At 72.3% G+C, this 23,715-nt stretch carries 24 protein-coding genes and 1 tRNA gene; 6 read left to right on the forward strand and 19 right to left on the reverse strand.

Going from position 1 to position 23,715, the window contains the following annotated elements; all coding sequences use genetic code 11:
• Positions 1 to 121 precede the first annotated feature (121 nt).
• Positions 122 to 195 (reverse strand) — tRNA-Thr (locus tag O7626_RS31815).
• 228 nt (positions 196 to 423) lie between these two features.
• On the opposite strand from O7626_RS31815, the gene O7626_RS31820 reads away from it, so the two are divergent.
• Complete coding sequence (locus tag O7626_RS31820; RefSeq protein ID WP_278064709.1) at positions 424 to 2,148, forward strand: metallophosphoesterase; 1,725 nt, start codon at positions 424 to 426, stop codon at positions 2,146 to 2,148.
• 50 nt (positions 2,149 to 2,198) lie between these two features.
• Here the strand turns inward: O7626_RS31820 and O7626_RS31825 are convergent, their stop codons facing one another.
• Both O7626_RS31825 and O7626_RS31830 read right to left on the reverse strand, forming a co-directional pair.
• The gene (locus tag O7626_RS31825) at positions 2,199 to 2,390 is read right to left on the reverse strand and encodes a DUF397 domain-containing protein (RefSeq protein WP_278064710.1); all 192 of its coding nucleotides are present in this window, start codon (positions 2,388 to 2,390) and stop codon (positions 2,199 to 2,201) included.
• Entirely contained in the window at positions 2,377 to 3,159 is a 783-nt protein-coding gene (locus tag O7626_RS31830) for a helix-turn-helix transcriptional regulator (protein WP_278064711.1), read from the reverse strand. The genes O7626_RS31825 and O7626_RS31830 overlap by 14 nt, the downstream gene beginning before the upstream one ends.
• Positions 3,160 to 3,632: 473 nt before the next feature.
• Between O7626_RS31830 and O7626_RS31835 the strand changes: the two genes are divergently transcribed.
• Positions 3,633 to 3,920 (forward strand): hypothetical protein, encoded by a 288-nt coding sequence (locus O7626_RS31835; protein ID WP_278064712.1) that lies wholly within the window; start codon positions 3,633 to 3,635, stop codon positions 3,918 to 3,920.
• Between the two features lie 135 nt (positions 3,921 to 4,055).
• On the opposite strand, the gene ricT is transcribed toward O7626_RS31835, so the two are convergent.
• Entirely contained in the window at positions 4,056 to 4,910 is an 855-nt protein-coding gene (gene ricT, locus O7626_RS31840; RefSeq protein ID WP_278064713.1) for a regulatory iron-sulfur-containing complex subunit RicT, read from the reverse strand.
• Here ricT and O7626_RS31845 point away from each other — a divergent pair.
• Entirely contained in the window at positions 4,909 to 5,130 is a 222-nt protein-coding gene (locus tag O7626_RS31845; RefSeq protein ID WP_278064714.1) for a hypothetical protein, read from the forward strand. The genes ricT and O7626_RS31845 overlap by 2 nt on opposite strands.
• Positions 5,131 to 5,169: 39 nt before the next feature.
• On the opposite strand, the gene O7626_RS31850 is transcribed toward O7626_RS31845, so the two are convergent.
• From O7626_RS31850 to tmk, 11 genes are all read right to left on the reverse strand, one after another.
• The gene (locus O7626_RS31850) at positions 5,170 to 5,415 is read right to left on the reverse strand and encodes a hypothetical protein (protein WP_278064715.1); all 246 of its coding nucleotides are present in this window, start codon (positions 5,413 to 5,415) and stop codon (positions 5,170 to 5,172) included.
• Between the two features lie 162 nt (positions 5,416 to 5,577).
• Complete coding sequence (locus O7626_RS31855; RefSeq protein ID WP_278064716.1) at positions 5,578 to 6,750, reverse strand: hypothetical protein; 1,173 nt, start codon at positions 6,748 to 6,750, stop codon at positions 5,578 to 5,580.
• A 62-nt stretch (positions 6,751 to 6,812) separates the two neighbouring features.
• Positions 6,813 to 7,703 carry a hypothetical protein gene (locus O7626_RS31860; protein ID WP_278064717.1) on the reverse strand — a complete coding sequence of 297 codons (891 nt, stop codon included), beginning with the start codon at positions 7,701 to 7,703 and terminating at the stop codon, positions 6,813 to 6,815.
• Between the two features lie 193 nt (positions 7,704 to 7,896).
• Positions 7,897 to 8,229 carry a YnfA family protein gene (locus O7626_RS31865; protein ID WP_278064718.1) on the reverse strand — a complete coding sequence of 111 codons (333 nt, stop codon included), beginning with the start codon at positions 8,227 to 8,229 and terminating at the stop codon, positions 7,897 to 7,899.
• An 11-nt stretch (positions 8,230 to 8,240) separates the two neighbouring features.
• Positions 8,241 to 8,675 (reverse strand): MerR family transcriptional regulator, encoded by a 435-nt coding sequence (locus tag O7626_RS31870; protein WP_278064719.1) that lies wholly within the window; start codon positions 8,673 to 8,675, stop codon positions 8,241 to 8,243.
• Positions 8,672 to 9,019: a hypothetical protein gene (locus tag O7626_RS31875; RefSeq protein ID WP_278064720.1), complete on the reverse strand. Its 348-nt coding sequence runs from the start codon at positions 9,017 to 9,019 to the stop codon at positions 8,672 to 8,674. The genes O7626_RS31870 and O7626_RS31875 overlap by 4 nt, the downstream gene beginning before the upstream one ends.
• 76 nt (positions 9,020 to 9,095) lie before the next feature.
• Positions 9,096 to 9,761 (reverse strand): hypothetical protein, encoded by a 666-nt coding sequence (locus O7626_RS31880; RefSeq protein WP_278064721.1) that lies wholly within the window; start codon positions 9,759 to 9,761, stop codon positions 9,096 to 9,098.
• Positions 9,761 to 10,081, reverse strand: coding sequence for a hypothetical protein (locus O7626_RS31885; protein WP_278064722.1), 321 nt, complete (start codon positions 10,079 to 10,081; stop codon positions 9,761 to 9,763). Before O7626_RS31885 ends, O7626_RS31880 begins: the two co-directional genes overlap by 1 nt.
• The gene (locus O7626_RS31890) at positions 10,082 to 10,408 is read right to left on the reverse strand and encodes a YbaB/EbfC family nucleoid-associated protein (RefSeq protein ID WP_278064723.1); all 327 of its coding nucleotides are present in this window, start codon (positions 10,406 to 10,408) and stop codon (positions 10,082 to 10,084) included.
• Positions 10,409 to 10,564: 156 nt separating this feature from the next.
• Positions 10,565 to 11,845 (reverse strand): DNA polymerase III subunit delta', encoded by a 1,281-nt coding sequence (locus O7626_RS31895; RefSeq protein WP_278064724.1) that lies wholly within the window; start codon positions 11,843 to 11,845, stop codon positions 10,565 to 10,567.
• Complete coding sequence (tmk, locus tag O7626_RS31900) at positions 11,845 to 14,103, reverse strand: dTMP kinase (RefSeq protein ID WP_278066406.1); 2,259 nt, start codon at positions 14,101 to 14,103, stop codon at positions 11,845 to 11,847. Before tmk ends, O7626_RS31895 begins: the two co-directional genes overlap by 1 nt.
• Before the next feature lie 337 nt (positions 14,104 to 14,440).
• Between tmk and O7626_RS31905 the strand changes: the two genes are divergently transcribed.
• Positions 14,441 to 15,661, forward strand: a complete 1,221-nt coding sequence (locus O7626_RS31905) for an amino acid deaminase/aldolase (RefSeq protein WP_278064725.1) — start codon at positions 14,441 to 14,443, stop codon at positions 15,659 to 15,661.
• A gap of 44 nt (positions 15,662 to 15,705) precedes the next feature.
• Here O7626_RS31905 and O7626_RS31910 read toward each other — a convergent pair whose 3' ends face one another.
• Positions 15,706 to 16,275: a TetR family transcriptional regulator gene (locus tag O7626_RS31910; protein WP_278066407.1), complete on the reverse strand. Its 570-nt coding sequence runs from the start codon at positions 16,273 to 16,275 to the stop codon at positions 15,706 to 15,708.
• 273 nt (positions 16,276 to 16,548) lie between these two features.
• Between O7626_RS31910 and O7626_RS31915 the strand changes: the two genes are divergently transcribed.
• Together O7626_RS31915 and O7626_RS31920 are read left to right on the forward strand one after the other, a co-directional pair.
• A complete protein-coding gene (locus O7626_RS31915; protein WP_278064726.1) occupies positions 16,549 to 17,871 on the forward strand; it encodes a D-arabinono-1,4-lactone oxidase in 1,323 nt (440 codons plus the stop codon).
• Between the two features lie 68 nt (positions 17,872 to 17,939).
• Positions 17,940 to 18,863: an N-acetyltransferase gene (locus O7626_RS31920; protein WP_278064727.1), complete on the forward strand. Its 924-nt coding sequence runs from the start codon at positions 17,940 to 17,942 to the stop codon at positions 18,861 to 18,863.
• Positions 18,864 to 18,948: 85 nt separating this feature from the next.
• Here the strand turns inward: O7626_RS31920 and topA are convergent, their stop codons facing one another.
• From topA to O7626_RS31935, 3 genes are all read right to left on the reverse strand, one after another.
• Positions 18,949 to 21,858 carry a type I DNA topoisomerase gene (topA, locus tag O7626_RS31925; RefSeq protein WP_278066408.1) on the reverse strand — a complete coding sequence of 970 codons (2,910 nt, stop codon included), beginning with the start codon at positions 21,856 to 21,858 and terminating at the stop codon, positions 18,949 to 18,951.
• 396 nt (positions 21,859 to 22,254) lie between these two features.
• Positions 22,255 to 22,893, reverse strand: coding sequence for a hypothetical protein (locus O7626_RS31930; RefSeq protein ID WP_278066409.1), 639 nt, complete (start codon positions 22,891 to 22,893; stop codon positions 22,255 to 22,257).
• A gap of 233 nt (positions 22,894 to 23,126) precedes the next feature.
• A complete protein-coding gene (locus O7626_RS31935) occupies positions 23,127 to 23,669 on the reverse strand; it encodes a hypothetical protein (protein ID WP_278064728.1) in 543 nt (180 codons plus the stop codon).
• Positions 23,670 to 23,715: the final 46 nt, after the last annotated feature.

A 23,715-nucleotide genomic window follows, 5' to 3' on the forward strand; every position in this document is an offset into this window, starting at 1 on the left:
ACGACGTCCCGATCTGACTCCACTCAGCCGACAACAGGGGCGTTTTCGGTGGCCGACTCAAATTTTCATCGATGAAACCGATGCCCTGACCAGCAGATCCGCTGGTCAGGGCATCAGCTTGAGCCGCCTGACGGAATCGAACCGTCGACCTACGCATTACGAGTGCGTCGCTCTGACCGACTGAGCTAAGGCGGCAACGCCGGCAAGTGTACGACACCGGGCGCCGACCCGGCTCAGGGGTTTCCCGACGGCCAGCCCCCGGAAGATCATTCGGTACCCCCGTCCGGTACCGCCCCGGTGCGGTCCGCCAGCGGCGTTCAGCGGCCTCCATCGGCGGTCAGCGGCCTCCATCGGCATCCGGGCGGCCGGAACGGTCGGCAGGCGGACAGTGGTCCGTCAGGGTGCCCCAGTAGGCTGCCATCGATGAGCGATCACCAGGCTCCGCCGGTCCCGGCGCAGCCGGCGGCCCCTCCCCGCCCCGGCAGCCTCGATCCGCGCGAACTCGGCTTCACCCCGCAGCGCCCGGTGCCCTGGCTGGCGCCGCTGCTGCTGATCAGCACCGGGTTGCGTACCCTACTGGCGCTGCTCTTCGGGGCATACCTCGACAAACGGGAGTTGCAGAACTCGCTGCCCGGCACCGTCAGCCGGCAGGTCGGCCCGGACGGCGACCTCTGGCTCGACTTCGTGGCCGACCTCGGGGACGGGTTCAACGCCACCTACTCGGTCGCCTACCTGCTCAGCCGGCGGGAGTTGGAGGCCGACGGGCACCGGCTGCCGCGCGGCCGGATGCTGCTGATGGGCGGTGACCAGGTCTATCCGACCGCCAGCGGCGAGGCGTACGAGAACAGGTGCAAGGGCCCCTACCAGGCCGCCCTGCCGCTGCCGCCGGCCGACGGCCCGCCCCCGGCGCTCTACGCCGTCCCCGGCAACCACGACTGGTACGACGGCCTCACCGCCTTCCTCCGGCTCTTCGTCCGCTCCCGGGACGACAACGTCGGCGGCTGGCGTACCCCGCAGAGCCGCTCCTACTTCGCCGTCGAGCTGCCGGCCGACTGGTGGCTGTTCGGGCTCGACGGCCAGTCCGGGGCGTACCTCGACGACCCGCAACTGCGCTACTTCGAGGAGGCGGCGCAGCAGCTCACCGCCGAGTCGCGGGTGATCATCGCTGTGCCGGAGCCGTCCTGGGTCAAGGCCGTCGACAAGCCCCACGAGTACGACACGATCGACTATTTCATCCGTACCATCGTCGCGCCGACCGGCGCCCAGGTCCGGCTGCTGCTCTCCGGCGACCTGCACCACTACGCCCGTTACAGCGGCCCCGACCGCGACCTGGTCACCTGCGGCGGCGGGGGCGCCTACCTCTACCCCACCCACAAGCTGCCGGACCGGATCGAGGTGCCGCCGAAGGACACCCTGGTCCGCCGGGCCAGCACCAGCCAGGCGTACGAGTTGGCCGCCCGCTATCCGGACGCGGCCAGCTCCCGGCGGTACGGCTGGGGGATCTTCGGCCGGCTGCCGCTGCGCAACCCGGGCTTCTCCACCCTGCTCGGCGGGCTGCACATCCTGCTGATGCTGGCGATGGCCGGCGTGGTCGCCCCGCGCTCCGAGGCGACGGCGCAGCGGCTGTTCAGCATCCCGCTGGTCGTCATGCTGCTCGTCACGGTGCTCGGTGCGGTCTTCTTCGCCAAGCCGCCGAGCGCCACCGGCAAACGGCACGCCCGGCACTGGATCCTCGGGCTCTGCCACGGCTTCGCGCACGTCGGGCTCGCCGCCGCCGGCACCTGGCTCTGGCTCCAGCTCTTCTTCCACGCCTGGCCGTGGCCGATGTCGGTGGTCGCGGCGGCGGTGGTCTACGGGCCGATCGCCGGCCTGGTGGCCAGCCAGCTCACCGCACTCTATCTGCTGGTCGCCGGCTCGTTCGGGGTGAACCTCAACGAACTCTTCGCCGGCCAGGGCATCGAGGACGCGAAGTGCTTCCTCCGGCTGCACATCGCCGCCGACGGCACCCTCACCGGCTATCCGGTCGCGGTGGACAAAATCTGCCGGCGCTGGCGGGCCGACCCGGGCGGCGCCCCGGACGACTCCTGGCTGGCACCGGACCAGCCGCTGACATACCGGCTCGCCGAAGCCCCGTTCACGCTCCGCTGAACCGGCTGCTCGGCAGCCGGTCGGCCGGTCAGCCGGGGTCAGCCGGCGGTTCAGCCCGCAGACTTCGCCAGACTGACGAAACCGCGCCACTGCCCGGGACCGAAGGTCAGCACCGGCCCGGCCGGGTCCTTGCTGTCCCGCACCAGTACGCGCCCCGGAAGGTTGTCGGCCACCTCGACACAGGCGCCACCGTTCGACCCGCTACGACTGGACTTCCGCCAGGTCGGTTCAGTTGTACTCATCGATAATCCTCAGGATCAGGTCTCGGGACTGGTCACACGGCAGCGCCAGCGCACTCAAACTCTCCCACGTCCGGTCGAGTTCGCCTACCTCCTCGGTGTCCGCGACAGTCCGCCCGCGTAACTGGTCGTCCAAGTAGGCGAGGCGGGGACTTCCAGACCCGGGCAGGCTCGCGATGACGAAGGCGCCGGTCAGGCCGGCGTGCAGGCCGGCCGACAACGGCAGCACCCGGATGTGCACGTTCGGCCGGTGGCCGACGTCGACCAGGTGCTCCAGTTGCTCCTTCATCAGCGCCCCGTCGCCGAACCGCAGGGCCGCCTCGCCGATGATCGCCACAAGCGTCGGCGGATCGTCGCGGTCCAGCGCCGCCGTCTGCCGGGCCATCCGCGCCGCGGTCAGCTCGTCGAGCTTGTCCCGCCGGTGCGGCCCGGCGGCGAGGATCACCCGGGCGTACGCCTCGGTCTGCAACAGTCCGGGGATCAGGGAGTGCTCGAACCAGCGGAGCAGGGTTGCCTGCTGCTCGTTGTCGGTCCACGGCCGCAGCCACGGAGCCACCCCGTCGACCCGGGCCTTGGCAGACATTTCCTGGATCTCGGTGCCGGTCTCGAAGAGCGCGTCCAGGGCCATCGCCGTGTCCGGCATGGGCACCATGCGACCGGTCTCGAACGCCCCGATGGACGAAGCCGAGACACTGACGGCCGCACCCGCCTGATCTTGCGTCAGCCCTTTCCGGTTGCGCTCCCGACGGATTGTCTTCCGAAGATCGTCCATTCCGATTACTCCACAGCTACGGCCTACTGGGGTTCGCCACTCATCTCTCGCCCACCACTACCACCAGGCATCTTCCGGCATCCGGCGCCGGGAGTACAGAGTGGACGACAGGCAGAAATGGTGATTCCGCGAAAGCCCGAGAGGTGATCAGAAATGCGACCGGTAAAGCGAAGGCGACACCGACGGGACTGGCGGCGGCTTTGGCTGTACTGCCGATGCGGCCACCGTTGGCGCTGCCCGGAAACACTCACCCGCACACGAGTCCCGGGGCCGTGGCCGCCGTACCTCCGAGAGCCCGTCGCCCCGCCCTCACCGGCCGTTGCGCGGAGCCGGGCCACGAACGACCCGTTCTGGAACTCGCCGTCCGGCAGGCACCAGATCGGCCGGGTCGGCGCGCTGACCCCCGCCCAGACCCACCGGGCCCGCTACGGGGAACGGCGGTCCCAGGTTCAACGAGCCGGTCGGACGTAGCCGTGATCGGGCCGCAGGAGCGCTGGTACCGGCACATGCGCCGGCTCGCCCAGCGCCGCCACCCGGCCGGCCGGCACAACCCGGCGCCGACGTACCGCTGCCTGACCTGCGACGACCCCTGGCCCTGCGCCCCAGCCCGGCTCGCCCTGCTGATCGGCTTCAAAGGCAACCGGGTGGGCCTGATGATGTACCTCGGCGCGCACCTCACCCGCGCCATGCAGGCGATGCCCGACACACACCCCGCGCTGATCGCCGGCCAGATCCTCTACTGGGTCCCCCGGCGCCGCTGACGACCTATCTCCTCATCACCCACCCAGCCCCGGCACGCCGGTCCAGCCGTGTCGGGGCGGCGGAAACCGTTGCAGCGGTGACCGCCCGCGTGACCCCCGGCCTTCCCCCCGCCGGGGGTCACCGCGGCTGCGGCACTATTCCGTGGCGGTCGCGGGACGCGAGTCGTAGGCCCGGCGGGGTCCGCAGACGTCGGCCAGGGCACATCGGTTGACGGAGCCGTCGGAGAGCTGCCGGACCGTCACCGTCTCGCTCGGGGGATGCCGGGAGACGACCTTCGCCGTGCCGTCCGGCGTCTCGACCCGCTGACCAGGGCTCGGGTAGTTGCTGCTTTCGGCGTACAGCGGATGCTCGTACTTCAGGCAGCACATCAGCCGGCCGCAGGCGCCGGAGATGCGCAGCGGGTTGAGCGGCAGCTCCTGGTCCTTGGCCATCCGGATGGTCACCGGCTCGAAGTCGGTGAGGAAGGTGGCGCAGCAGAGGTCCCGCCCGCAGGAGCCGATGCCGCCCTGCACCCGGGCCGAGTCCCGGGCGGAGAGCTGGCGCAGCTCGACCCGGCAGTGCAGGGTGGCGCCCAGGTCGCGGACCAGGGACCGGAAGTCGACCCGGTGCGGCGCGGTGAAGTAGATCGTGGTCCGAGAGCCGTTCGAGCCACCGTTCGCCGCCGGCTCGACGACGTGGTCCACCGCGACCACCTTCATCGGCAGCTTGTGCTCCCGGATCAGCCGCTTCGCGGCCACCTTCGCCTCGGCCTTGCGCCTGCGAAGCATCTCGTCACGCCGCAGGTCGTCCTCGGCGGCCAGCCCGGCCAGCCGGGGAAAGCCGCTGGTGTCCTCGGACACCCACTGCGGAGCCCAGACGCACTCGGCCACCTCTGTCCCCTCGTCGGTGGGGACCAGCACCCGGTCACCGACCGCCGGCCGCAGCTCGCCCGGGTCGAGGTAGTAGAGGCGGCCGTACCGGTTGAAACTGACCGCGCACAGCATCCCCATGCCGCCCACCCTACGACGGATCCGACGCCCCGCGAACCTGGTGGCCACCTCCCGTCCTCCGGGACAGCGACCTGTTGGCCGGCTACTCGACACCCTCGTCACCGCGCAGCTACGCGCCGAACGCGCGATCCGCGTCGTCGGCGCGGACATGTTCCACCTGAGCGACGCGAACGGGCGACGCGAAGTCGCCCTGCTGATCGAGCGAGGGACGGCCGGGTGATCGAGATCGAGGCGACCGCCTGTCGGCCCGGCCAGCGGACTATCCGCTGACGACGTCCTCGATCGTGGTGGCGGTGACGGCGCGGCGCAGCCAGATGTCGAGTTGAGCAAGGTCCGTGCACCCGAGAATCCGCTCGTGGACGGCGTCCGGGACGGGCACGCCCCGGATCTCCAGGACGGCCAGCACCGCGCGCGCCTCGCCCCGCGCCTCGCCCCGCGCCTCGCCCCGCGCCTCGACCTCGCGCAGCAGCTCGCTACGGAACTCGGAACCGACGGTGGTGCTCATGTAAGCCTCCCAGCGTGCACGGGGCGCCTTAGGCAGCCCTGCCAGGACAATGTCATAGCACGAGATCACCCGCGTCGAGCCGACCGCTCGCAGCGCATCCGCCAGTGCACTCGCGGCCGACATCTCTCCCGGGTCCCGCTTCCGACCTGTCGGTGTCCGCGCCTAGCCGAGTGGGAGCAGTGCCCGGTCGACGCGTTGCACGAAGGAGGGTTTCCGGGCGTGCTCCGACCGGAGCGCGTCGAGACGTCGAGCGAACTCGTCGGTCCACCCATCCCGCTCGCTGAGCGCGTACAGGTCCTCTAGAATTGCCACGGCCGCGTCGTACCCGCTGGTCTTCTTCGCGGAGATCAGCTCGGCGATCTGCTGCCAGGCTCGCTCTCCGCCGTTCGCCGCCAGCGCGTCGAGGCGCCTCTCGCGGGCCAGCGCCGCCTCCCGTTCCCGGGCGACCTGCTCCTCCGCCGCCGCCCGCTCGGCCTGGAGTATCCGTTCAGCTCCGCGTACCTCGGCCGCGACCCACAGCTCGGCCACGGTGCGGTGCCCGGTCGCACCCGTGCCGGCCGCCGGGCCTTCGTCGGAGGTCGCGGCCCGGAAGTCTCGCAACACCTCTGCCTGTACGCCGCTCGCGCCGCCCCGGGCGACGCGTAGCAGTAGGGCATCCTTCCTGGTGGTCGGCAATTGTCGCAGCCAACTGGCCAGTTCCGCCGACGACTCGGGGCGTTCGGTCAGCGGCTGGCTCGCTTCGGCCGCAGCCGCGAGCAGGTCACGGTCGATGTGTAGGAAGTCGACGAGGGAGTCCAATGCTCCGCTCAGCTCGCTCAGCCCCGGCGGCACGGGCGGCTCAAATTCGCCCTCGTCGATATCATCCCGACAGACGCTCAACAACCAGGCCAGATAGAGCAGTCGGACTTCCCCGGAGGCCAGCTCGGCACGGGCGGGGGCGATGGACGCCAGCAGTCCGCTGCCGTCGCTGTCCTCCCAGTCCCACTCCTCTCCGTCGTTCTCGAAACACAGGTCGAGCACGACATGGTCGCCTGTTGCCCACGCCGAGGCAGAACCACCCCAGCAGTACTGCTCCGCGGTGCTGAGATCCAGCGAACTGATGGGCAACCGGAGCATGAGCTGGCGGGTGCCCCAGTTCGCAAGGTAGAGAAATGCGTCGTAGTACTGCTCGACAAGCCCTTGTGGATCACCCTTGAAATTGCCCCAGTGGTAGCTGTTGACAAAGCTGGTCGGGGTGATCGTCGCCCGGGTGGAGAGAGACCGCACCTGGGCCATCTCCCGCTTGCTCAGCTGCCGGTCGACCGCCAGAAACTCGTAGTACTGGAACTCGCTCATCGGCCGGAGCCTACCGATCCACGACAGCTGACCAAGCGGCGTGCCCGCGTCAGAGCATCGGACTATCCGCTGACGACATCCTCGGCCGTACCGGCGGTGACCGCACGGCGAAGCCAGATGTCGAGTTGAGCGAGGTCCGTGCACCCGAGAATCCGCTCGCGGACAACCTCGGGAACGGACACGCCCCGGGTGTCGAGAACAGCCAGCACCGCCCGGGCCTCCCCGCGGGCCTCGCCCCGGGCCTCGCCCCGGGCCTCGCCGTGGGCGTCGACCTCGCGCAGCAGCTCGCTACGGAACTCCGAGCCGACGGTGGTGCTCATGTAAGCCTCCCAGCGTGCACGGGGCGCCTGCGGCAGCCCAGCCAAGACAATGTCATAGTACGAGATCGCCCGCTTCGGGCCGAGCGCTCGCAGCGCCTCCGCCAGCGCCGGGAACACGGCGTCCACGTCTGCGGCCGTGCCGTGGCAGATCACCGAGAACACCGCGAGCGCCGGGTTGGCTCGGGCCAGGTCCACGTCGATGACCAGCGGCACGTCACGCGGCGTGAAGATGAACGGACGCAGCGGCAGGCTGAGTCCCTCGAACTCGAACATTCCCCGGTAGCGCCGGGCGATCGCGGCGTCGGGGCAGTAGACGACCAGTGCGGCGTTGACCGTCAGCTCGGCCTCCAACTGGGCCACGTAGAGCTTCCACGTCCACCGCTTGCGGGTGTCCCAGCCACGCTGGACCTCCAGCACCACCGCGAGTACCGGTTTGTCGGCCGCGTCGCAGAACAGCAGCATGCCGTCGGCGTGGTAGGTACGCGGAACCAGCACCCGCACGTCGGTGGGTTGCGCCCGGGCGTGGTGATAGTCGGGCACCTTGACGTCGAACAGGTTCGTCAGCAGCCAGGTCACCAGATCCGGGTCCAGCCTGGCCAACGCGATCGGCGACTCGTGCTCTCCACTCGGCATCGCGACAGAATACGAGGCGTGTACGACAGGCTTCGCTGAGTGATCAAGATCCGGCGCCCCCACCGGCTGCGGGACGGTGACCGCTGCCGAGGGACAATCGCTTCCGCGCTGATACCACCCTGTCATCATGATGACAGGGTGGTATCACGCTCGTCGGGCATGTTCGTCCGCGACGGGACCGACCTCAGGGGCGTCAGCCGCGCGGGGCGTACATGATCACGGCGACGCCGACCAGGCAGATCACCGCGCCGGTGACGTCCCAGCGGTCCGGGCGGAACCCGTCGACCACGATGCCCCAGGCCAGCGAGCCGGCGACGAAGATCCCGCCGTACGCGGCCAGGATCCGGCCGAAGTTCGGGTCCGGCTGCAACGAGGCCGCGAACCCGTACGCGCCGAGCGCCACTATCCCGGCGGCGATCCAGAGCACGCCACGGTGCTCCCGCCAGCCCTGCCAGATCAGCCAGGCACCGCCGATCTCGGCCAGCGCGGCGAGCACGAACAGGACCAGGGAACGCGCGACAGTCACCACCGGGACCCCTAGCAACCGGCCTGACTGGTCAGCTCGACGAACGGCAGCGGGCAGCGCGGGCTCTCCGCGCAGGCGACCAGGTCGTCGCAGCCGGCGGCGACCGCCTCGCGCAGCGTCTCCCGGATCACCGACAGGTCGGTGATCTTCCGCTCGACCTCGGCCAGCTTGGCCTGGGCGCGGGCCCGCAGCCCCGCCTCGGGCCGCCGGCCGTGCCGGTGGGCGCCGACACTCAACAACTCGGCCACCTCGTCCAGGGTGAACCCGAGCCGCTGGGCCGTCTTGATAACCCGGACGATGGTGACCGTCTCCGGCGGATAGAGCCGGTGCCCGCCCAGCGTCCGGTCCGGCTCGGCCACCAGGCCCCGCCGCTCGTAGTAGCGCAGCGTCTGCTGGTTCACCCCGGCCGCCTCGGCCAGCTGCCCCGACCGCAGCCCTGACCTCACGCTCGGCCACCCGCCCCCGCACGGGCGGCCAGCGCGTCCAGCACCTCGACCTGCCCGGCCGGCACCGCCATCTCCAGGGCGAGCTGCCCGCCGGTCGCGGCGAGGGTGAAGGTGAAGAACGAGCAGCAGCCGGTCTCCCGGGCCATCAGCTCCGCCACCCGCCCGGCCGTCTCCGGCTCCGGCCGCAGCTCCAGCCGTACCCGCAGCCCGTCGACCCGGTGCACCCCGAGCACCGCCGAGGCGACCAGGTCGTCGAACTCGGCCAGCCGCAACGGCTGCTCCGCCGTCGGCAGGGTGCACGCCTGCGACACCCACGACTCCTCGACAAGCGATCTCTCCGTCATGTTCCGACGGTAACCCTGTACCCGGGTACCGGATGCAACCCGTGACGTCGACCGGGTCACCCCGACCGCACCGCTGTCAGAGGGCGATGCGTCCGGCGTCGGGACGTACGGTCGGCAGGTCCGGGGGGCGGTGGTCGAGGAGGTCCAGCTCCGCCGCCCAGCGCCGGGGCAGCGCCTCCGCCCGGTCGTACGCCTCGTCGACCGTGCCCAGGATCCGGGCGCCGATCTCGGCCGCGGCCGGACCGGGCGGCAACCCGCCAGGCTCGACGCCGGCTGCCCGGGGCGGAGTGGTCAGCACGGCGACGGCCTCCGCCGAACCGAGGACGTCGGCGAGGGTACGCGCCAGCGCGTACCGGGTCTCCTCGATCCAACCGGCGACCGCCTCGGCGTACCCGGTCATGGCGTCGACCCGGCCGGTCAGCCCGGTGACGTGCTCCGCCAGGCCGCTGCGGTGTGCCGCGTAGACCTCGGCGGTCGGGCCCTGCCACGAGCCGCCGTCGGCGAGCACCGCCCCGGTCTCGTGGTAGGCCCGGCGCAGTTCCGCGCCCACCTCACCCGCACCGGCCAGCGCTTCGGGACGCAACTCCAGCACGGCGCGGACCGCGTCACCGGGCAGCACCCGGAGCCGGCGCAGCAGCGGCCAGATCCGGTGCCCGTCCGGCGCACCCGCGGCGGCGAGCAGGTCGTCGACCCGCCCGGTCAACGCGACGGCGGGCTCGGCGAGCTGGTCGAGTACGTCCATCACGCCTCCTCCGGACGGCCCGACCGGACCACCCGCCGGTACGCCTCGACCTCGCCGTCGGCGTACCCGATGGCGGCGGTCCGCAGCGCGGCGCCGGTGTCGGTCAGCCGCTCTGCCGTGCCGAGCAGTTCGCGGGTCCGGTCGTCGAGCGCAGCCGTCCACTGCCGGTGCAGCATCGCGCCGACCTCGCCGAGCCGCCCCGGCCCGTCGGCGGCGAAGGCGCTGCCGGACGGCCCGGCGTACGGCACCCGGCGGGCGAGGTCGGCGAGGACGCCGGCCGCGCTCTCCAACTGGACGGCGAGGTCCCGGAGGCCGTCCACTCAGTCCTCCGCCAGCCGGCGGTACTCGCCGAACGTCTCGGTGTAGAGCTTCTCCCGGGCCCACCGGGCGGCGTCGTCCGCGGCGGTGATGGCGGCCCGGACCGAGCGGGCCAGCTCCGGCCCGGTACGCACCTGCGGGGCACCGACGAACCGTACGTCGCCGACCGACCCGTCGGCGGTGACGACCAGCTCGACCAGGCCGTCCGGCGACCGGACGGTGACCTCGACCCGCCGGATCGCCTCGTCGAACTCGGCTCGCAGCGCCTCGATGCGCCGGTACCGCTCGATCGCCTCCTCGACCCACGACTGGTCGATCTCCCGCGTCACCGGCCGGTCCTCCTGTCGGCGCGTCGGCTCACCGAATGTGCCGCCTTCGCTGCGTTACGGCACCGAACCGTACCGGGCGACCCGCCCGAAGGGAACCCTTCACCCCAAGATCTCCCTGATCAGGACGGAACCCGCACCAGGGGGCCGAGCCGGCGGTCAGCCCCGCCAGAGGGCGAGCATCATCGCCTCGACGGCGATCCGTGGCTTGACGTTCGTCTCGATCGCCGCACGGCAGCCGAGCACCGCCTCCAGCCTCCGCAGGGTGCCCTCCGGGGTCCACTTTCCGGCGGCCGAGCTGGCCAACCCGGCCACATCGGTGTGCACCGGCTCGACCGGGGCACGCAGCGAGATGGTGAGTACGTCCCGGTAGAAGCCGGCCAGGTCGACGAGCGCCCGGTCCAGCGCGTCCCGCTGGGCCCGGGTGGCCCGGGACTTCTGCCGGCGTTCGAGGTCCTTGAGCTGTCCGGCGGCGCCCCGGATCGCGCCGGCCGCGCCCCGCCCGGTCCCGCCGGCACCGAGCGCGGTCTCCAGCGCGGCCCGCTCGGCGGCGTCGGCCTCGGCGACCGCTGCCGCCGCCTCCGCCTCGGCCGCCTCGATCAGCGCGGATGCGGCGTCGAAGCAGGCACCGACGCCGCTCAGTTTGCGGGGCAGGGCCAGCACCGCCTCCCGCCGCCTGCGCGCCTCCTGGTCCCGGGCCAGCCGGCGGGCCCGGCCGACGTGCCCCTGGGCCGCCGCTGCCGCCCAGGCGGCCACGTCGGGCGCGATCCCGTCCCGATCCCGGAGTACGGTCGCCACCGCCTCGGCCGGCGGCTGCCGCAGCGCCACCACCCGGCACCGGGAGCGGATGGTCACCGAGACGTCGTCCGGGTGCGTCGAGGGGGTGCAGAGCAGGAAGACGGTACGCGGTGGCGGCTCCTCGATCGCCTTGAGCAGCGCGTTGCCGGCCGCCTCGGTGAGCCGGTCCGCATCCTCGATCACGAGCACCTGCCAGCGTCCCCCGCTCGGCGTGCTGGCCGCCCGCAGCACCAGGGCCCGCATCTCGCCGACTCCGATGGAGAGCCCCTCCGGCACCACGAACCGGACGTCGGCGTGTGTCCCGGCCAGCGTGGTGTGGCAGCCGGCACACTCGCCGCAACCGGTACCCCGATGGCATTGCAGGGCCGCCGCGAACGCTCGGGCCGCGACGGACCGCCCGGAGCCGGGTGGCCCGGTGAAGATCCACGCATGCGTCATCGCGCTGCCGACGGCGGCGCCGATGTCGGAGACACCGGCACCGGTGTCAGCAGCGGCAGGGGTCTCGGCCGCAGCGGCGGCAGCGGTGTCGGCGCCAGCGCCCTCGACGGCTGCGGCCCGGATCGCCTCCGCCGCGGCGGCGGCCCGGCGGAGCAGGTCCACCGCCTCCGGCTGGCCCACCAGGTCGGCGAAGACGTCGGCCATCAGGGGCGCCGTTCGAGTTCGAAGGCACCCGCCGCGCCGGCCGCGCCGCCGCGCCTCCCGGTGCCGGCCCGGGCCGACCGCTCCGGCGCCTCGGCCGCCTCGGTGGGTGCCGGCACCTCCGTCCGGGCCCGCGAATCCGCAGCGTCCCGTGGATCTGGCTGTGCTGCCTGGGCCGGCTGCGCGGCCTGCGCCGCCTGTGCTGCCGCCTGGCGCTCGGCTTCGGATAACTCCGGTCGGGTCGAGGTGTCCGGCGGGTCGGCCGGCTCGGGCCGGCCGTCCGGGTCCGGGTCGGCCAGCATCCCGGCGACCCGCTCGACCACCGTCGCCGCGAGTTCGTCGACCGGTCGGGAGGCGTCCAGCACCAGGTAGCGCTTGGGGTCGGCGGCGGCCAGGTCGAGGAAGGCGTACCGGACCCGGTCGTGGAAGTCGAGCGACTCGGTCTCCACCACGTCCTTCTCACCACCCCGGGCGGTCACCCGACCGAGGCCGGTCCGGGGCTCGATGTCGAGCAGCACCACCAGGTCGGGCTTGAGACCGCCGGTGGCCCAGGAGGAGAGCCAGGAGATCTCCTCGACCGGCAGGGTCCGGCCGGCGCCCTGGTAGGCCAGCGACGAGTCGACGTACCGGTCGCTGATCACCACCGCGCCCCGGGCCAGCGCCGGGCGGACCACCGTGGCGACGTGGTGCGCCCGGTCGGCGGCGTAGAGCAGTGCCTCCGCCCGGGGGGCGATGGTGTCCGGGCCGCTGGTCCGGCCGAGCACCAGGCCGCGGATCTGCTCCCCGACCCCGGTCGCGCCCGGCTCCCGGGTCACCACCACCTCGTGCCGCTGCCGGCGCAACTCCTCGGCCAGCCGGTTCACCTGGGTCGACTTGCCCGCGCCCTCACCACCCTCGAAGACCACGAAGGCACCGGTCGCGGCGAACGGCTCGGCCGGGAAGAGCGGACGGCCCCGGACCGAGCCCCAGAGATCGGGCAGCACCGGTACGCCCGGCTTGTCGTCCATCTGGCGGAACGCCTTGATCCCGGTGTAGATGCCGACCAGCCCGGCGGCCAGCAGCAACAGGCGGGTCGAGGAGACCGAGATGCCGAGGTCTGCGATGTTCAGCTGCCAGGAGCCGCCGACGCCGACCAGCAGGCTGCTGACCGAGATCGCCAGGATCAGCACCAGCCTGGTCCCGGTCTGCACCACCGCGAAGACCCGGCCGCGCATATCGTCGGCGATCTCGCCGCCGAGCAGGGTGATGCCGGCCAGGAAGGCCATCCCGGCACCCGCGCCGACGAGTACCGCGCCGAGGATCGCCATGGAGAGGTGGATGGAGCCGGCCAGCATCAGCACCGAGGCGCTGGCCAGCACGATGCTCACCCCGAACCAGCGGCGCCGGGACATCTCCCGGACGATCATCGGCCCCAGCCCGATGCCGAGCGACAGGCCGAGGAAGATCGCGCCGAAGAGCAGGTAGAAGGCGGCGTCACCGGCGGCCAGCGACTTGGTGAAGAAGTTCGCCGTACCGATCACCACGCCGCCACCGGCGAAGGCGCCGAAGATGCCCAGCACCAGCCCGCGGACCAGCGGGGTCTTGCCGATGAACCGCCAGCCGTCGACGAACTGGCGCAGTACGCTCTGCTCGGCCCGCCCGGCGCTGTCCCGGCGACCGCTGCGACCGCTGATCTCCCGGATGCCGAAGAACACCACGAGCGCGGTGGCCAGCCGGCTCAGCGAGTTGAAGTAGAGCGCCAACTGGGTCGGGTCGGCCCAGCCCGGCGGCGGACCGCCGGCTGCCGTCCGGATGCTCCGGTCCAGTACGGCGATGCTGACGGCGGCGAGCACCGGGGTCAGCCCGTACGTGGTGATCAGGGTGAGCTGGTTGGCCATCTCCAGCCGGGACCGGGGGATCAGGTTCGGGACCGCGGCCTCCTTGGCCGGGATCCAGATCAGCGTGATCGCCTCGATCAGGAAGGTGGCGACCGCCGCCCAGCCGACCACCAGGCCGCCGCCGACGTCCAGCAGGGCGGCCAGCGGGATGGAGGCGAAGAGCACGAACCGGAGCAGGTCGCAGATGACCATCGTGTAGCGCCGGTCGAACCGGTCGGCGAGCACTCCGGCGACCGGGCCGAGGACCAGGGCCGGGAGCAGGCGTACCGCGATCACGGCGCCGAACGCCAGGCCCTTGGCGGTGTCCCCGGTGACCTGGCTGGAGGCGAAGACCGAGGTGGCCAGCAGGCCGAGCCAGTCACCGAACGAGGCGGCACCGAGCACCAGCCAGAGCCGGCGGAACGGGCGGATCCGCATCACCGAGCGGAGTGCCTGGTAGCCGGTCCGGTCGACCGGGCCGCTGGCGGGGGAGGGTGTGCCAGCGCCGGACGGCGGCGGCGCTGCCGCGCGCTCCGCGCTGCTGTCGTTGTCGTCGATGGCCGTACCCCTCCACGCCCCGGCCCATGGCTGGGCTCCCCCGGTCACACACTCTAATCGCGGTACGGAGCCGTCCCGACCCCGACATTCCCCGGAACCCGAGCCTAGGGGTCGGCCGGTCCCACGCCACGCCCGGATACGCGAGACAGTTTCGCATTATCGTCCTGGGCGTTAGCGTGCTCGAATGGCCACCGAACGCGACCTGCTGCGCAACCGCCTCGACGAGGCGACCGCACACCTCGAACCACCCTTCGCCGCGGTCGACCTCGACGCGTTCGACGCCAACGCCGGGGCCATGGTCGACCGCTCCGGCGGCCGGCCGCTGCGGATCGCCAGCAAGTCGCTGCGCTGCCGGGCCCTGCTCCGCCGCGCCCTGGCCGGACCCGGCTGGCACGGCGCGCTGGCGTACACCCTGGCCGAGGCGATCTGGCTGGTCCGGTCCGGCGTGACCGACGACGCGCTGGTCGGCTATCCCAGCGCCGACCGGCAGGCACTGGCGCAGCTCGCCGCCGACCCGGAACTGGCCGGTCGGGTCTGCCTGATGGTGGACAGCCCCGCCCAGCTCGACCTGGTCGACGCGGTCGCCGCGCCGGGCAGCCGCGCCGAGATCCGGATCTGCCTCGAACTGGACGCCTCCTGGCGCCCGCTGGCCGACTCCCTCGGCGGCCGGCTGCACATCGGCGTCCGCCGCTCGCCGGTGCGCTCGGCCGGCGAGGCCGGTGCGCTGGCCGCCGCGATCGGGCAACGGCCGGGCTTCCGGCTGGTCGGGCTGATGGCGTACGAGGCGCAGATCGCCGGGCTCGGCGACGCACCGCCCCGGCAGGCGGTACGGGCCGCCACGATCCGGCTGCTGCAACGGCGGTCGTACCGGGAACTCCTGCACCGGCGCGCGGCGGCGGTCGCGGCGGTACGCGAGCACGCCGACCTGGAGTTCGTCAACGGCGGCGGAACCGGCAGCATCGCGCTGACCGCGGCGGACCCGGCGGTAACCGAGATCACCGCCGGGTCGGGCCTGTACGGGCCGACGCTCTTCGACGCCTACCGGAGCTGGCGGCCCCGACCGGCGGCGTTCTTCGCCCTGCCGGTGGTCCGCCGGCCCGCCCCCGGGGTGGTGACCCTGCTCGGCGGCGGGTGGGTGGCGTCCGGGCCGGCCGACCGGACCCGGCTGCCCACCCCGTGGCTGCCGCCGGGTCTGCGGTTGACCGGCACCGAGGGCGCCGGGGAGGTGCAGACCCCGGTGACCGGTGTTCCCGCCGAGTCACTGCGGGTCGGCGACCGGGTCTGGTTCCGGCACGCCAAGGCCGGCGAGCTGGCCGAACATGTCGGAGAACTGCACCTGGTGGAGTCGGACCGGGTGGTGGACACCGTCCCGACCTACCGCGGCGAGGGACGGGCCTTCCTCTGACCTCTGCCCCGGCTGCCGGCCAGCCGGCCGAGCCGGGCTGCCGGCTAGCCGGCCGAGGAGGGGGCGGCGTCGACGTGCCGGTGCAGGTACTCGCGGATCAGCGCGGTCGCCTCGACCAGCACCTTCTCGTCGCCCTCCGGATCACGCCGGAAGGCCAGCTTGATCAGCGCGTCGGCCGCCTCCACCGCGATCTCCAGCGCGAAGCGCAGCCGGGGCGCGTCGGTGGTGCCGAACTGCTCGACGAGCACCCGGGCCAACTGCTCGGCGATCACGCCGTTGTTGTCCCGGTCCTCGTCGAGCAGGTGCACGTCGACGACGTCGCCGAAGTGCAGGGTGCGGAACCCCGGCACCCTCCGGTGCATGGTGATGTACTCGTCGATCGCGGCGTCGACCCCGTCCCACCAGTGGGTCAGGTCGCCCCGGGAGAAGCGGTCGCTGAGCCGCTCCAGGTACGCCTCCATGTTGCGCAGGGTCAGCGCCTGCACGATCGCTCGCTTGTCCGGGAAGAACTGGTACACCGACCCGATGGCCACTCCGGCGCGCTCGGCGAGCAGGGTGGTGGTCAGCCCCTCGTAGCCGACCTCGTCGACTATCTCGGCACAGGCGTCGAGCATGCGCTGGACCCGGGCGACGCTGCGGCCCTGCACCGGTACGCGGCGCAGTGGACCGGATGTGGCGGTTGACGTGGACACTCGTCGCCACTCCCTTTCGACGGGGTGAAGGTTACTAGGCGTCACGGTTTCGGAACGCTATCCGGACTAACGAGCCGAGCGGATATCGGTATTTACTCGCCGTGACGATCCTGATTTACTCGCCCTGGCACACCTTGACGCGAATCTAATTCGTGTTTGTGGATCGGTAACCTGGTCAGAGCCAGGGGAGGTCAGATGAGCGGGCGAACCGCGCCACCCGGAGTCACCTCCTCGTGGTCCAACTGGGCCGGCAATCAGCATGCCACCGGCGACGCGCTGCGACCGTCGACCGTGGACGAGGTCGTCGCCACGGTCCGGGCGGTCCGGGCCGCCGGCCGGCGGGTCAAGCCGGTCGGCAGCGGCCACTCGTTCACCGCGATCGCCCGAGCCGAGGACCAGCGGGTCGATCTCACCGCGCTGGCCGGACCCGTCCGGGTCGATCCCGGGCGTCGGCTGATCACGGTACCCGGCGGGATCACCCTGCACGCGCTCAACGAGGCCCTCGCCGCGCACGGCCTGGCCCTGGCCAACCTCGGCGACATCGACGCGCAGACCATCGCCGGGGCGATCTCCACCGGCACCCACGGCACCGGCGCCGGCTTCGGCTGCCTCTCCACGTTCGTCGCCGGACTGACCCTGGTGACCGGCACCGGCGAACTGCTGCAGTGCTCCGCCGACCGGCACCCGGACGTCTTCGCGGCGGCCCGGGTCGGGCTCGGCGCCCTCGGCGTGATCGTCGAGGTGACCCTGAACTGCGTCGACGCCTTCGTGCTGCGCGCCGACGAACGCCCCGCCCCGCTCGTCGAGGTACTCGCCGGGCTCCCCGAACTGGTCACCGGGAACGACCACTTCGAGTTCTACTGGTTCCCGTACACCGACCGGGTGCAGGTGAAGGTCAACAACCGGGTACCCGTCGACGACCAGCCGCTGCGCCGGTTCCGCAGCTGGCTGGACGACGACTTCCTGGCCAACAGCGTCTTCGCCGGAGCCTGCCGGCTCGGCCGGGCCGCCCCGGCACTGGTGCCGACCATCTCCGCCGTCTCCGCCCGGGCACTCACCGCACGCAGCTACACCGCCCGCTCCGACCGGGTCTTCTGCACTCCGCGACGGGTCCGCTTCGAGGAGATGGAGTACGCGCTGCCCCGGGCCGCCCTGCCCGAGGCGCTGGCCGGGCTGCGCCGGGTGATCGACGAGCTGCCGTTCCGGGTACTCTTCCCGGTCGAGGTCCGGTTCACCGCCCCGGACGACATCTGGCTCTCGCACGGCCACGGGCGCGAGTCGGCGTACGTGGCGATCCACCAGTACGCCGGGATGCCGGCCGAGCCGTACTTCCGGGCCTTCGAACGGGTCGCCGCCGGGCTGGGCGGCCGGCCGCACTGGGGCAAGCTGCACTACCGGGACGCCGGGTCGCTGCGGCCGGCGTACCCCCGGTTCGACGACTTCCTGGCGGTCCGGGACCGGCTCGACCCGGACCGGATCTTCGCGAACTCCTACACCGAGCAGGTGCTCGGCGCCTGAGGTCCGTCCAGGCCCCGGCGGGCGGAATTCGTTCGAGCCGGCCGGTGGCAATGCCGTATACAGGCCCGGTGAACAGCAGCAGCCTGCCCCGGATGCGGCCGTACACCGACGGCGACCTGCCCCGGCTCGTGGAGACCTTCGCCGGCTGGATCGCCGAGGCCGGCAGCTGCGGGTACGACCACGTCGGCGAGGTGCCGCACCGGATCTACGAGAACCTGCGCGGGAAACCGATCGCGGAGCTTGTCCAGCTCTGGGAGCTCGGGGACGAGATCGTCGGGCTGGCGGTCAACCTGCGCTTCGGCGCCGCCTTCGACGTCTTCTGCGCACCCGCGCTGCGCGGCGGCGGGGCCGAGCTGGCGATGCTGCGTACGGCGTACCAGACCACCGCCCGGACGATGACCGCCGACCGGACCGCCGAGCCGTACGTGCTCACCGACGTCTTCGACTGCGACAGCACCCGGATCCAGCTGCTCAACGGGCTCGGCTTCACCAGGTTCCGCACCTGGGACGACGTGACCGTCCGGGACCTCACCGACCCGGTCGCCGAGCCGGCCCCGCCGGACGGCTTCGTACTGCGTACCGCCCGGCCGGGCGACGCCGACCAGCTCGCGGCGGCCCGCAACTCGGCCTTCGAGGCGGACTGGACCGGGCAGCTCTACCGGTCGGCGGTGATGACCCGACCCGGTTACGCCGCCGAGTGGGAGATCGTCGCCGAGGCGCCGGACGGCCGGATAGCCGCCTTCGCCGTCTGCTGGCTGGACGGGCGCAACCGGGTCGGGCACTTCGAGCCGGTCGGCACGCATCGGGACTTCCACCGGCGCGGGCTGGCCCGAGCGGTGATGCTGGCCGGGATGCACCGGATGCGGGCGGCCGGGATGGCGACGGCGACCGTAAACCACAACGCCGACAACCTGCCGGCCGCCAGGCTCTACACCTCGCTCGGCTTCCGCCGCGAACACCAGACGTACGGCTTCCGCCGCCCCCGCCCCTGAACCCAGAGCAAGATTCTTGTTGCCTGGTGGTCCGCCCGAGACCACAGCTCAACAAGAATCATGGCGCCCGGGGTGGGGTGGGGGGCTAGTCGGCTGGTTCGGCGGCTGCGGCCGTCGCCTTGCTCGGGGCGGCCTTCTTCGCCGGCGCCTTCTTCGCGGCCGTCGCCTTCGACGTCGTCGCCTTCTTGGCGGCGGTCTTCTTGGCGGTCGTCTTCTTCGCCGCCGCCGTCTTCTTCGCCGTCGTCTTCTTCGCCGCCGAGCCGTCGCCGGTCGCCTTGGCCGCCGTCTTCTTGGCGGTCGTCTTCTTCGCCGCCCGCTTGCGCGGCGCCGGACCCTTGGCCCGTTTCTCCGCCAGCATCTCCGACGCCTCCTCCAGGGTCAGCGCCTCCGGAGTCTGGCCGCGCCGCAGCGACGCATTGGTCTCGCCGTCGGTGACGTACGGCCCGAACCGGCCGTCCTTGATCACCAGCGGCTTCTCGGTCAGCGGGTCGGCACCCATCTCCCGCAGCGGCGGGGCGGCCGCCCGGCGCTGCCGGGTCTTCGGCGCCGCCAGCAGGGCCAGCGCCTCGTCCAGGGTGACGGTGAAGAGCTGCTCCTCCGACTCCAGCGAGCGAAACTCGTCGCCGCGCTTGACGTACGGGCCGTAGCGGCCGTTCGCGGCCAGCACCTCGGCACCGTCCGGCCCGACCCCGACCACCCGGGGCAGGGTGAGCAGGCGCAGCGCCTCCGACATGGTCAGCGAATCCGGGGACTGGGTGCGCAGCAGCGACGCCTTGCGCTCGCCGCTGGAGACGTAGGGGCCGAACCGGCCGGACTTGAGCACGATCGGCTCGCCGGTCTCCGGGTGCTCGCCGAGCTTGCGCTCGCCGCCACCGCCGAGGAACAGCTCGTGCACCTTCTCCGGGGTCAGCTCGTCCGGCGCCAGCCCGTCCGGGATCGGTGCCCGGTCGCCGCTCGCCGCCGCGTCCTCGGGCGGGCCGCCGTCGCCGGTGTCCCGGGCAGCCGGGGCGGCCGGCTCCGCACCGGGCAGGCTCCGTTGCAGGTACGGCCCGTAGCGGCCGACCCGGACGACGACGTCGCGCCCCTCGTCGTCCCGGAACAGCGGGATCGAGTTGACGCTGCGCGCGTCGATCTCGCTCAGGTTCTCGGTGACCATCTTCTTCAGCCCGCCGGACCGGGCCACCGACTGGTCCCCGCCCATCTCGCTGCCGAAGTAGAACGAGGTCAGGAAGTCCACCGCCGCGTGGTCGCCACCGGCGATCTCGTCCAGCTCGTTCTCCATCGCGGCGGTGAAGTTGTAGTCGACGAGCCGGGGGTAGTGCCGTTCCAGCAGGCCGACCACGGCGAAGGCCAGGAAGGACGGGATCAGCGCCTGGCCGCGCTTGAAGACGTACCCCCGGTCCTGGATCGTCGCCATGATCGAGGCGTACGTCGACGGGCGGCCGATGCCCAGCTCCTCCAGCGACTTCACCAGCGACGCCTCGGTGTACCGGGACGGCGGCTGGGTGTGGTGGCCGGTCGGGGCGAGTTCCTCGGCGGTCAGCGGCTGGTCCCTGACCAGGTTCGGCAGCCGCCGTTCGGCGTCCTCGGCCTCGGCGTTCTCGTCGTCGGACGACTCCACGTACGCCCGCAGGAAGCCCGGCTCGGTGATGGTCTTGCCGGTGGCGCCGAAGTCGGCCTCCTCGCCCGCGCTGGAGACCGCCCGGATCCGCACCGAGACGCTGGAGCCGACCGCGTCGGTCATCTGGGAGGCGATGGTCCGCCGCCAGATCAGCTCGTAGAGCCGGAACTCCTCGGCGGAGAGTTCGTTGGCCAGCTCACCCGGGGTCCGGAAGTTGTCCCCGGCGGGGCGGATCGCCTCGTGCGCCTCCTGGGCGTTCTTCACCTTGCCGGTGTAGCGGCGCGGCTCCGGCGGCACGTTCCGCTCGCCGTAGAGCTCGGCGATCTGCCGGCGGGCGGCCGCGATGGCCGTCTCCGACAGGTTGACCGAGTCGGTACGCATGTAGGTGATGTAGCCGTTCTCGTAGAGCCGCTGCGCGGTGCGCATCGTCTGCTGCGAGGAGAAGCGCAGCTTGCGGGCCGCCTCCTGCTGGAGCGTCGAGGTGATGAACGGCGCGTAGGGGCGGCGCCGGTAGGGCTTCTCGTCGACCCGGGTCACCGTGAACGGGCGGCCGTCGAGACGGGCGGCCAGGCCACGGGCACCCGCCTCGTCGAGGTGGGTCACCCCGGCACCCGGCTTCACCTGGCCGGTGGTCGGCTCGAAGTCCTTGCCGGTGGCGATCCGGTCGCCGTCCAGCGCGACCAGGGTGGCGGAGAAGCTGCGCGGCCCGTCGGCGGCTCCCTGCACGCCGAGGGTGGCCAGGATGTCCCAGTACTCCGCGCTGCGGAACGCCATCCGCTGCCGCTCGCGTTCGACGACGATCCGGGTGGCGACCGACTGGACCCGGCCGGCGGAGAGCCCGGAGCGGACCTTGCGCCACAGCACCGGGGAGACCTCGTAGCCGTAGAGCCGGTCCAGGATCCGTCGGGCCTCCTGGGCGTCGACCAGGTCGCGGTCGATCTCGCGCGGGTTCGCCACCGCCGCCTGGATGGCCTGCCGGGTGATCTCGTGGAAGACCATCCGCTTGACCGGCACCTTGGGCTTGAGCGTCTCGACCAGGTGCCAGGCGATGGCCTCGCCCTCGCGGTCCTCGTCGGTGGCGAGGAAGACCTCGTCCACCTCCTTGGCCAGCCGGGTCAGCTTGGTGATCTGCTGCTTGCGGTCCGGGGAGACGACGTAGAGGGCGGCGAACCCGTTGTCGACGTCGACGCCGAGCCGGGCCCACGGCTCGCCCTTGTATTTCGCGGGCACGTCGTCGGCGTTGCGCGGCAGGTCACGGACGTGGCCCAGGCTGGCCTCGACGACGTACCCCGGGCCGAGATAGCCCGAGATCGTCTTGGCCTTCGCCGGTGACTCGACGATGACCAGACGGGTGCTCCTGGCGTTGCTCGGCACGGCTCTCCTGACCTCACTCACGATCTTTCCCCCTGCGGACCGCCCTGTCCGCGCTCGCCGCCGGGGCCTCGCCGGCCGCCCGGTGGCCAGACGTCCAACGTAACGCGCGCCCCGACCGCGCAGTTGCGCGGCCCGATAAGAGCACCGCTACGCTGCGGTGACACCGGGTGCAACAACGCGGGACGGGCGGTCATGCCGGACGGCGACACGGTACACCCACCGAGTATCCGTGCGGGACCAACCGGACGGATCACGCCCCGCTCAGGGGCGCGTTAACCGGATCAATCGAACAAATCTGACTTCCGGCTGTCCGGGATACGACAGCGGTCGATCCCTCGCGGCCACCACCGGCGGTCACCGACGCGGGGTACTCAGCACCCTACCGACGCACGGTACTCAGGACCCGCCGCCGGGCCACCGGCTCGGCGGCGCGGTCGGCGGCCGGTCACCCACCAGCTCCGCCAGCCGGGCGAGCCGCCGCCGGCCGGTGATCCGGTACGCCGGACCGCCCGCCCCGGCGTCCAGCAGTACCGCCGGCAGGCCGACGGCGGCCAGCGCCGCGCCGACCGGCTCCCAGCACGCCTCGTCGGCGGCACCGAGCCGGAGGACGAAGCCGAGCGGCTCGGGAGTACCCGCCGCAGCCGCCCAGAGCCGCAGCCGGGGACCGGTCAGGAAGAAGTTGGCCGGCGGGCGCTTGGCGGTGCCGCGCAGCCAGCTCGCCGCCAGCGGGGCGAGCAGGGTGCTGTAGGAGGTCTGCACCCCGTGCTGCTCCGCCACCCGGCCGAGCCAGCTCGCGGTCAGCCCCCGCCGGGCCAGCTCGGCGACGAGTACGTGCACCCGCCAGGCGGCGTCCACCACGATTGTGACCCGGGCGGTACCACCCATCCGGACCAGCTCGCCCGGCCCGGCCAGCAGCCCGGCGAGGTCACCGACGGACGGATCGGCCGCCTCCACCCCGAACAGCGAAAGCTGACGTACCGGCGGCCCGGCCGGAGCGGGGGCATCCGGCCCCGGCGCTGACGCATTCGGCTCCAGGGCTTGGGCATCCGGTTCCGGGGCTGGGACATCCGGTTCCGGGGCTGGGACATCCGGTTCCGGGGCTGGGACATCAGGTTCCGCTGCCGGTCGCGGCGGCGGGTCGGGCGAGTCGAAGAGTGGGTCGGACAGCTCAGGGACCAGGTCGGACAGGTCAGGGACCGGGCCGGGCGACTCGGCGACCGCGCCGGCCGGGTCGGGCGACTCGGCCGGTACGGGCGGGACGGGCGGGGTCAGCGACACTCCGGAACCTCGTCGAAGGCCCGCTTCAACTCCACCGAGTCCAGCTCGCTGGTGTCGAGCGAACTGGCGTCGTACTCCTTGTTCAGGGTGTCGACCGCGATCTTGACGCCGTCGTAGAACTCGCCGGCCTGCTCGGTGCCGAGCGCCTCGATCGTCGCGCCGGCCCGGCCGTAGGCGTCCCGGACGGCGGTCAGCGAGGCGACGAAACCCCTGGAGACCGCCGCACCCTTCTCCGTGTCCGGTACGCCGGCCGCCTCGACCTTCCGCCGGGCGGTCTCGCTGGCCTGTTCGGCACCCCGGAGCAACCGGACCAGGTTCTCCTTGGCCTGCGCCGGACTCGTCTGCGCGGTCATCTGCTGCTGGGTGCTCCGGGTCAGCGTCCCGATCTCGGCCCGCCACGGGGCCAGTGCCGCGCAGACCGCGGCGGCCCAGGCCTGCGGGGTGGGTCCTCCGGCGCAGCCCCCGAGGAGCAGGGCGATCGTGCACAGGGCCGCCGTGAATTTTCCGGCGGATGCCGTGCGGGGGGTACGCATGCGTTGCAGCGTACGGGTTGGAGCGGGCTTCGCGAGGGGGGTAATC

It is taken from the genome of Micromonospora sp. WMMD1102, assembly GCF_029626265.1.
Classification (GTDB): domain Bacteria; phylum Actinomycetota; class Actinomycetes; order Mycobacteriales; family Micromonosporaceae; genus Plantactinospora.

Coding starts and splice junctions, on each gene's coding strand:
- O7626_RS31905 (WP_278064725.1), top strand. CDS start 14,441: ATGGCCACCGAACGCGACCTGCTGCGCAACCGCCTCGACGAGGCGACC.
- O7626_RS31915 (WP_278064726.1), top strand. CDS start 16,549: ATGAGCGGGCGAACCGCGCCACCCGGAGTCACCTCCTCGTGGTCCAAC.
- O7626_RS31860 (WP_278064717.1), bottom strand. CDS start 7,703: ATGCCGAGTGGAGAGCACGAGTCGCCGATCGCGTTGGCCAGGCTGGAC.
- O7626_RS31875 (WP_278064720.1), bottom strand. CDS start 9,019: ATGACGGAGAGATCGCTTGTCGAGGAGTCGTGGGTGTCGCAGGCGTGC.
- O7626_RS31855 (WP_278064716.1), bottom strand. CDS start 6,750: ATGAGCGAGTTCCAGTACTACGAGTTTCTGGCGGTCGACCGGCAGCTG.
- O7626_RS31845 (WP_278064714.1), top strand. CDS start 4,909: ATGCCGCCCACCCTACGACGGATCCGACGCCCCGCGAACCTGGTGGCC.
- O7626_RS31910 (WP_278066407.1), bottom strand. CDS start 16,275: ATGCTCGACGCCTGTGCCGAGATAGTCGACGAGGTCGGCTACGAGGGG.
- O7626_RS31935 (WP_278064728.1), bottom strand. CDS start 23,669: ATGCGTACCCCCCGCACGGCATCCGCCGGAAAATTCACGGCGGCCCTG.
- O7626_RS31830 (WP_278064711.1), bottom strand. CDS start 3,159: ATGGACGATCTTCGGAAGACAATCCGTCGGGAGCGCAACCGGAAAGGG.
- O7626_RS31825 (WP_278064710.1), bottom strand. CDS start 2,390: ATGAGTACAACTGAACCGACCTGGCGGAAGTCCAGTCGTAGCGGGTCG.
- O7626_RS31880 (WP_278064721.1), bottom strand. CDS start 9,761: ATGGACGTACTCGACCAGCTCGCCGAGCCCGCCGTCGCGTTGACCGGG.
- O7626_RS31895 (WP_278064724.1), bottom strand. CDS start 11,845: ATGGCCGACGTCTTCGCCGACCTGGTGGGCCAGCCGGAGGCGGTGGAC.
- O7626_RS31850 (WP_278064715.1), bottom strand. CDS start 5,415: ATGAGCACCACCGTCGGTTCCGAGTTCCGTAGCGAGCTGCTGCGCGAG.
- ricT (WP_278064713.1), bottom strand. CDS start 4,910: ATGGGGATGCTGTGCGCGGTCAGTTTCAACCGGTACGGCCGCCTCTAC.
- O7626_RS31820 (WP_278064709.1), top strand. CDS start 424: ATGAGCGATCACCAGGCTCCGCCGGTCCCGGCGCAGCCGGCGGCCCCT.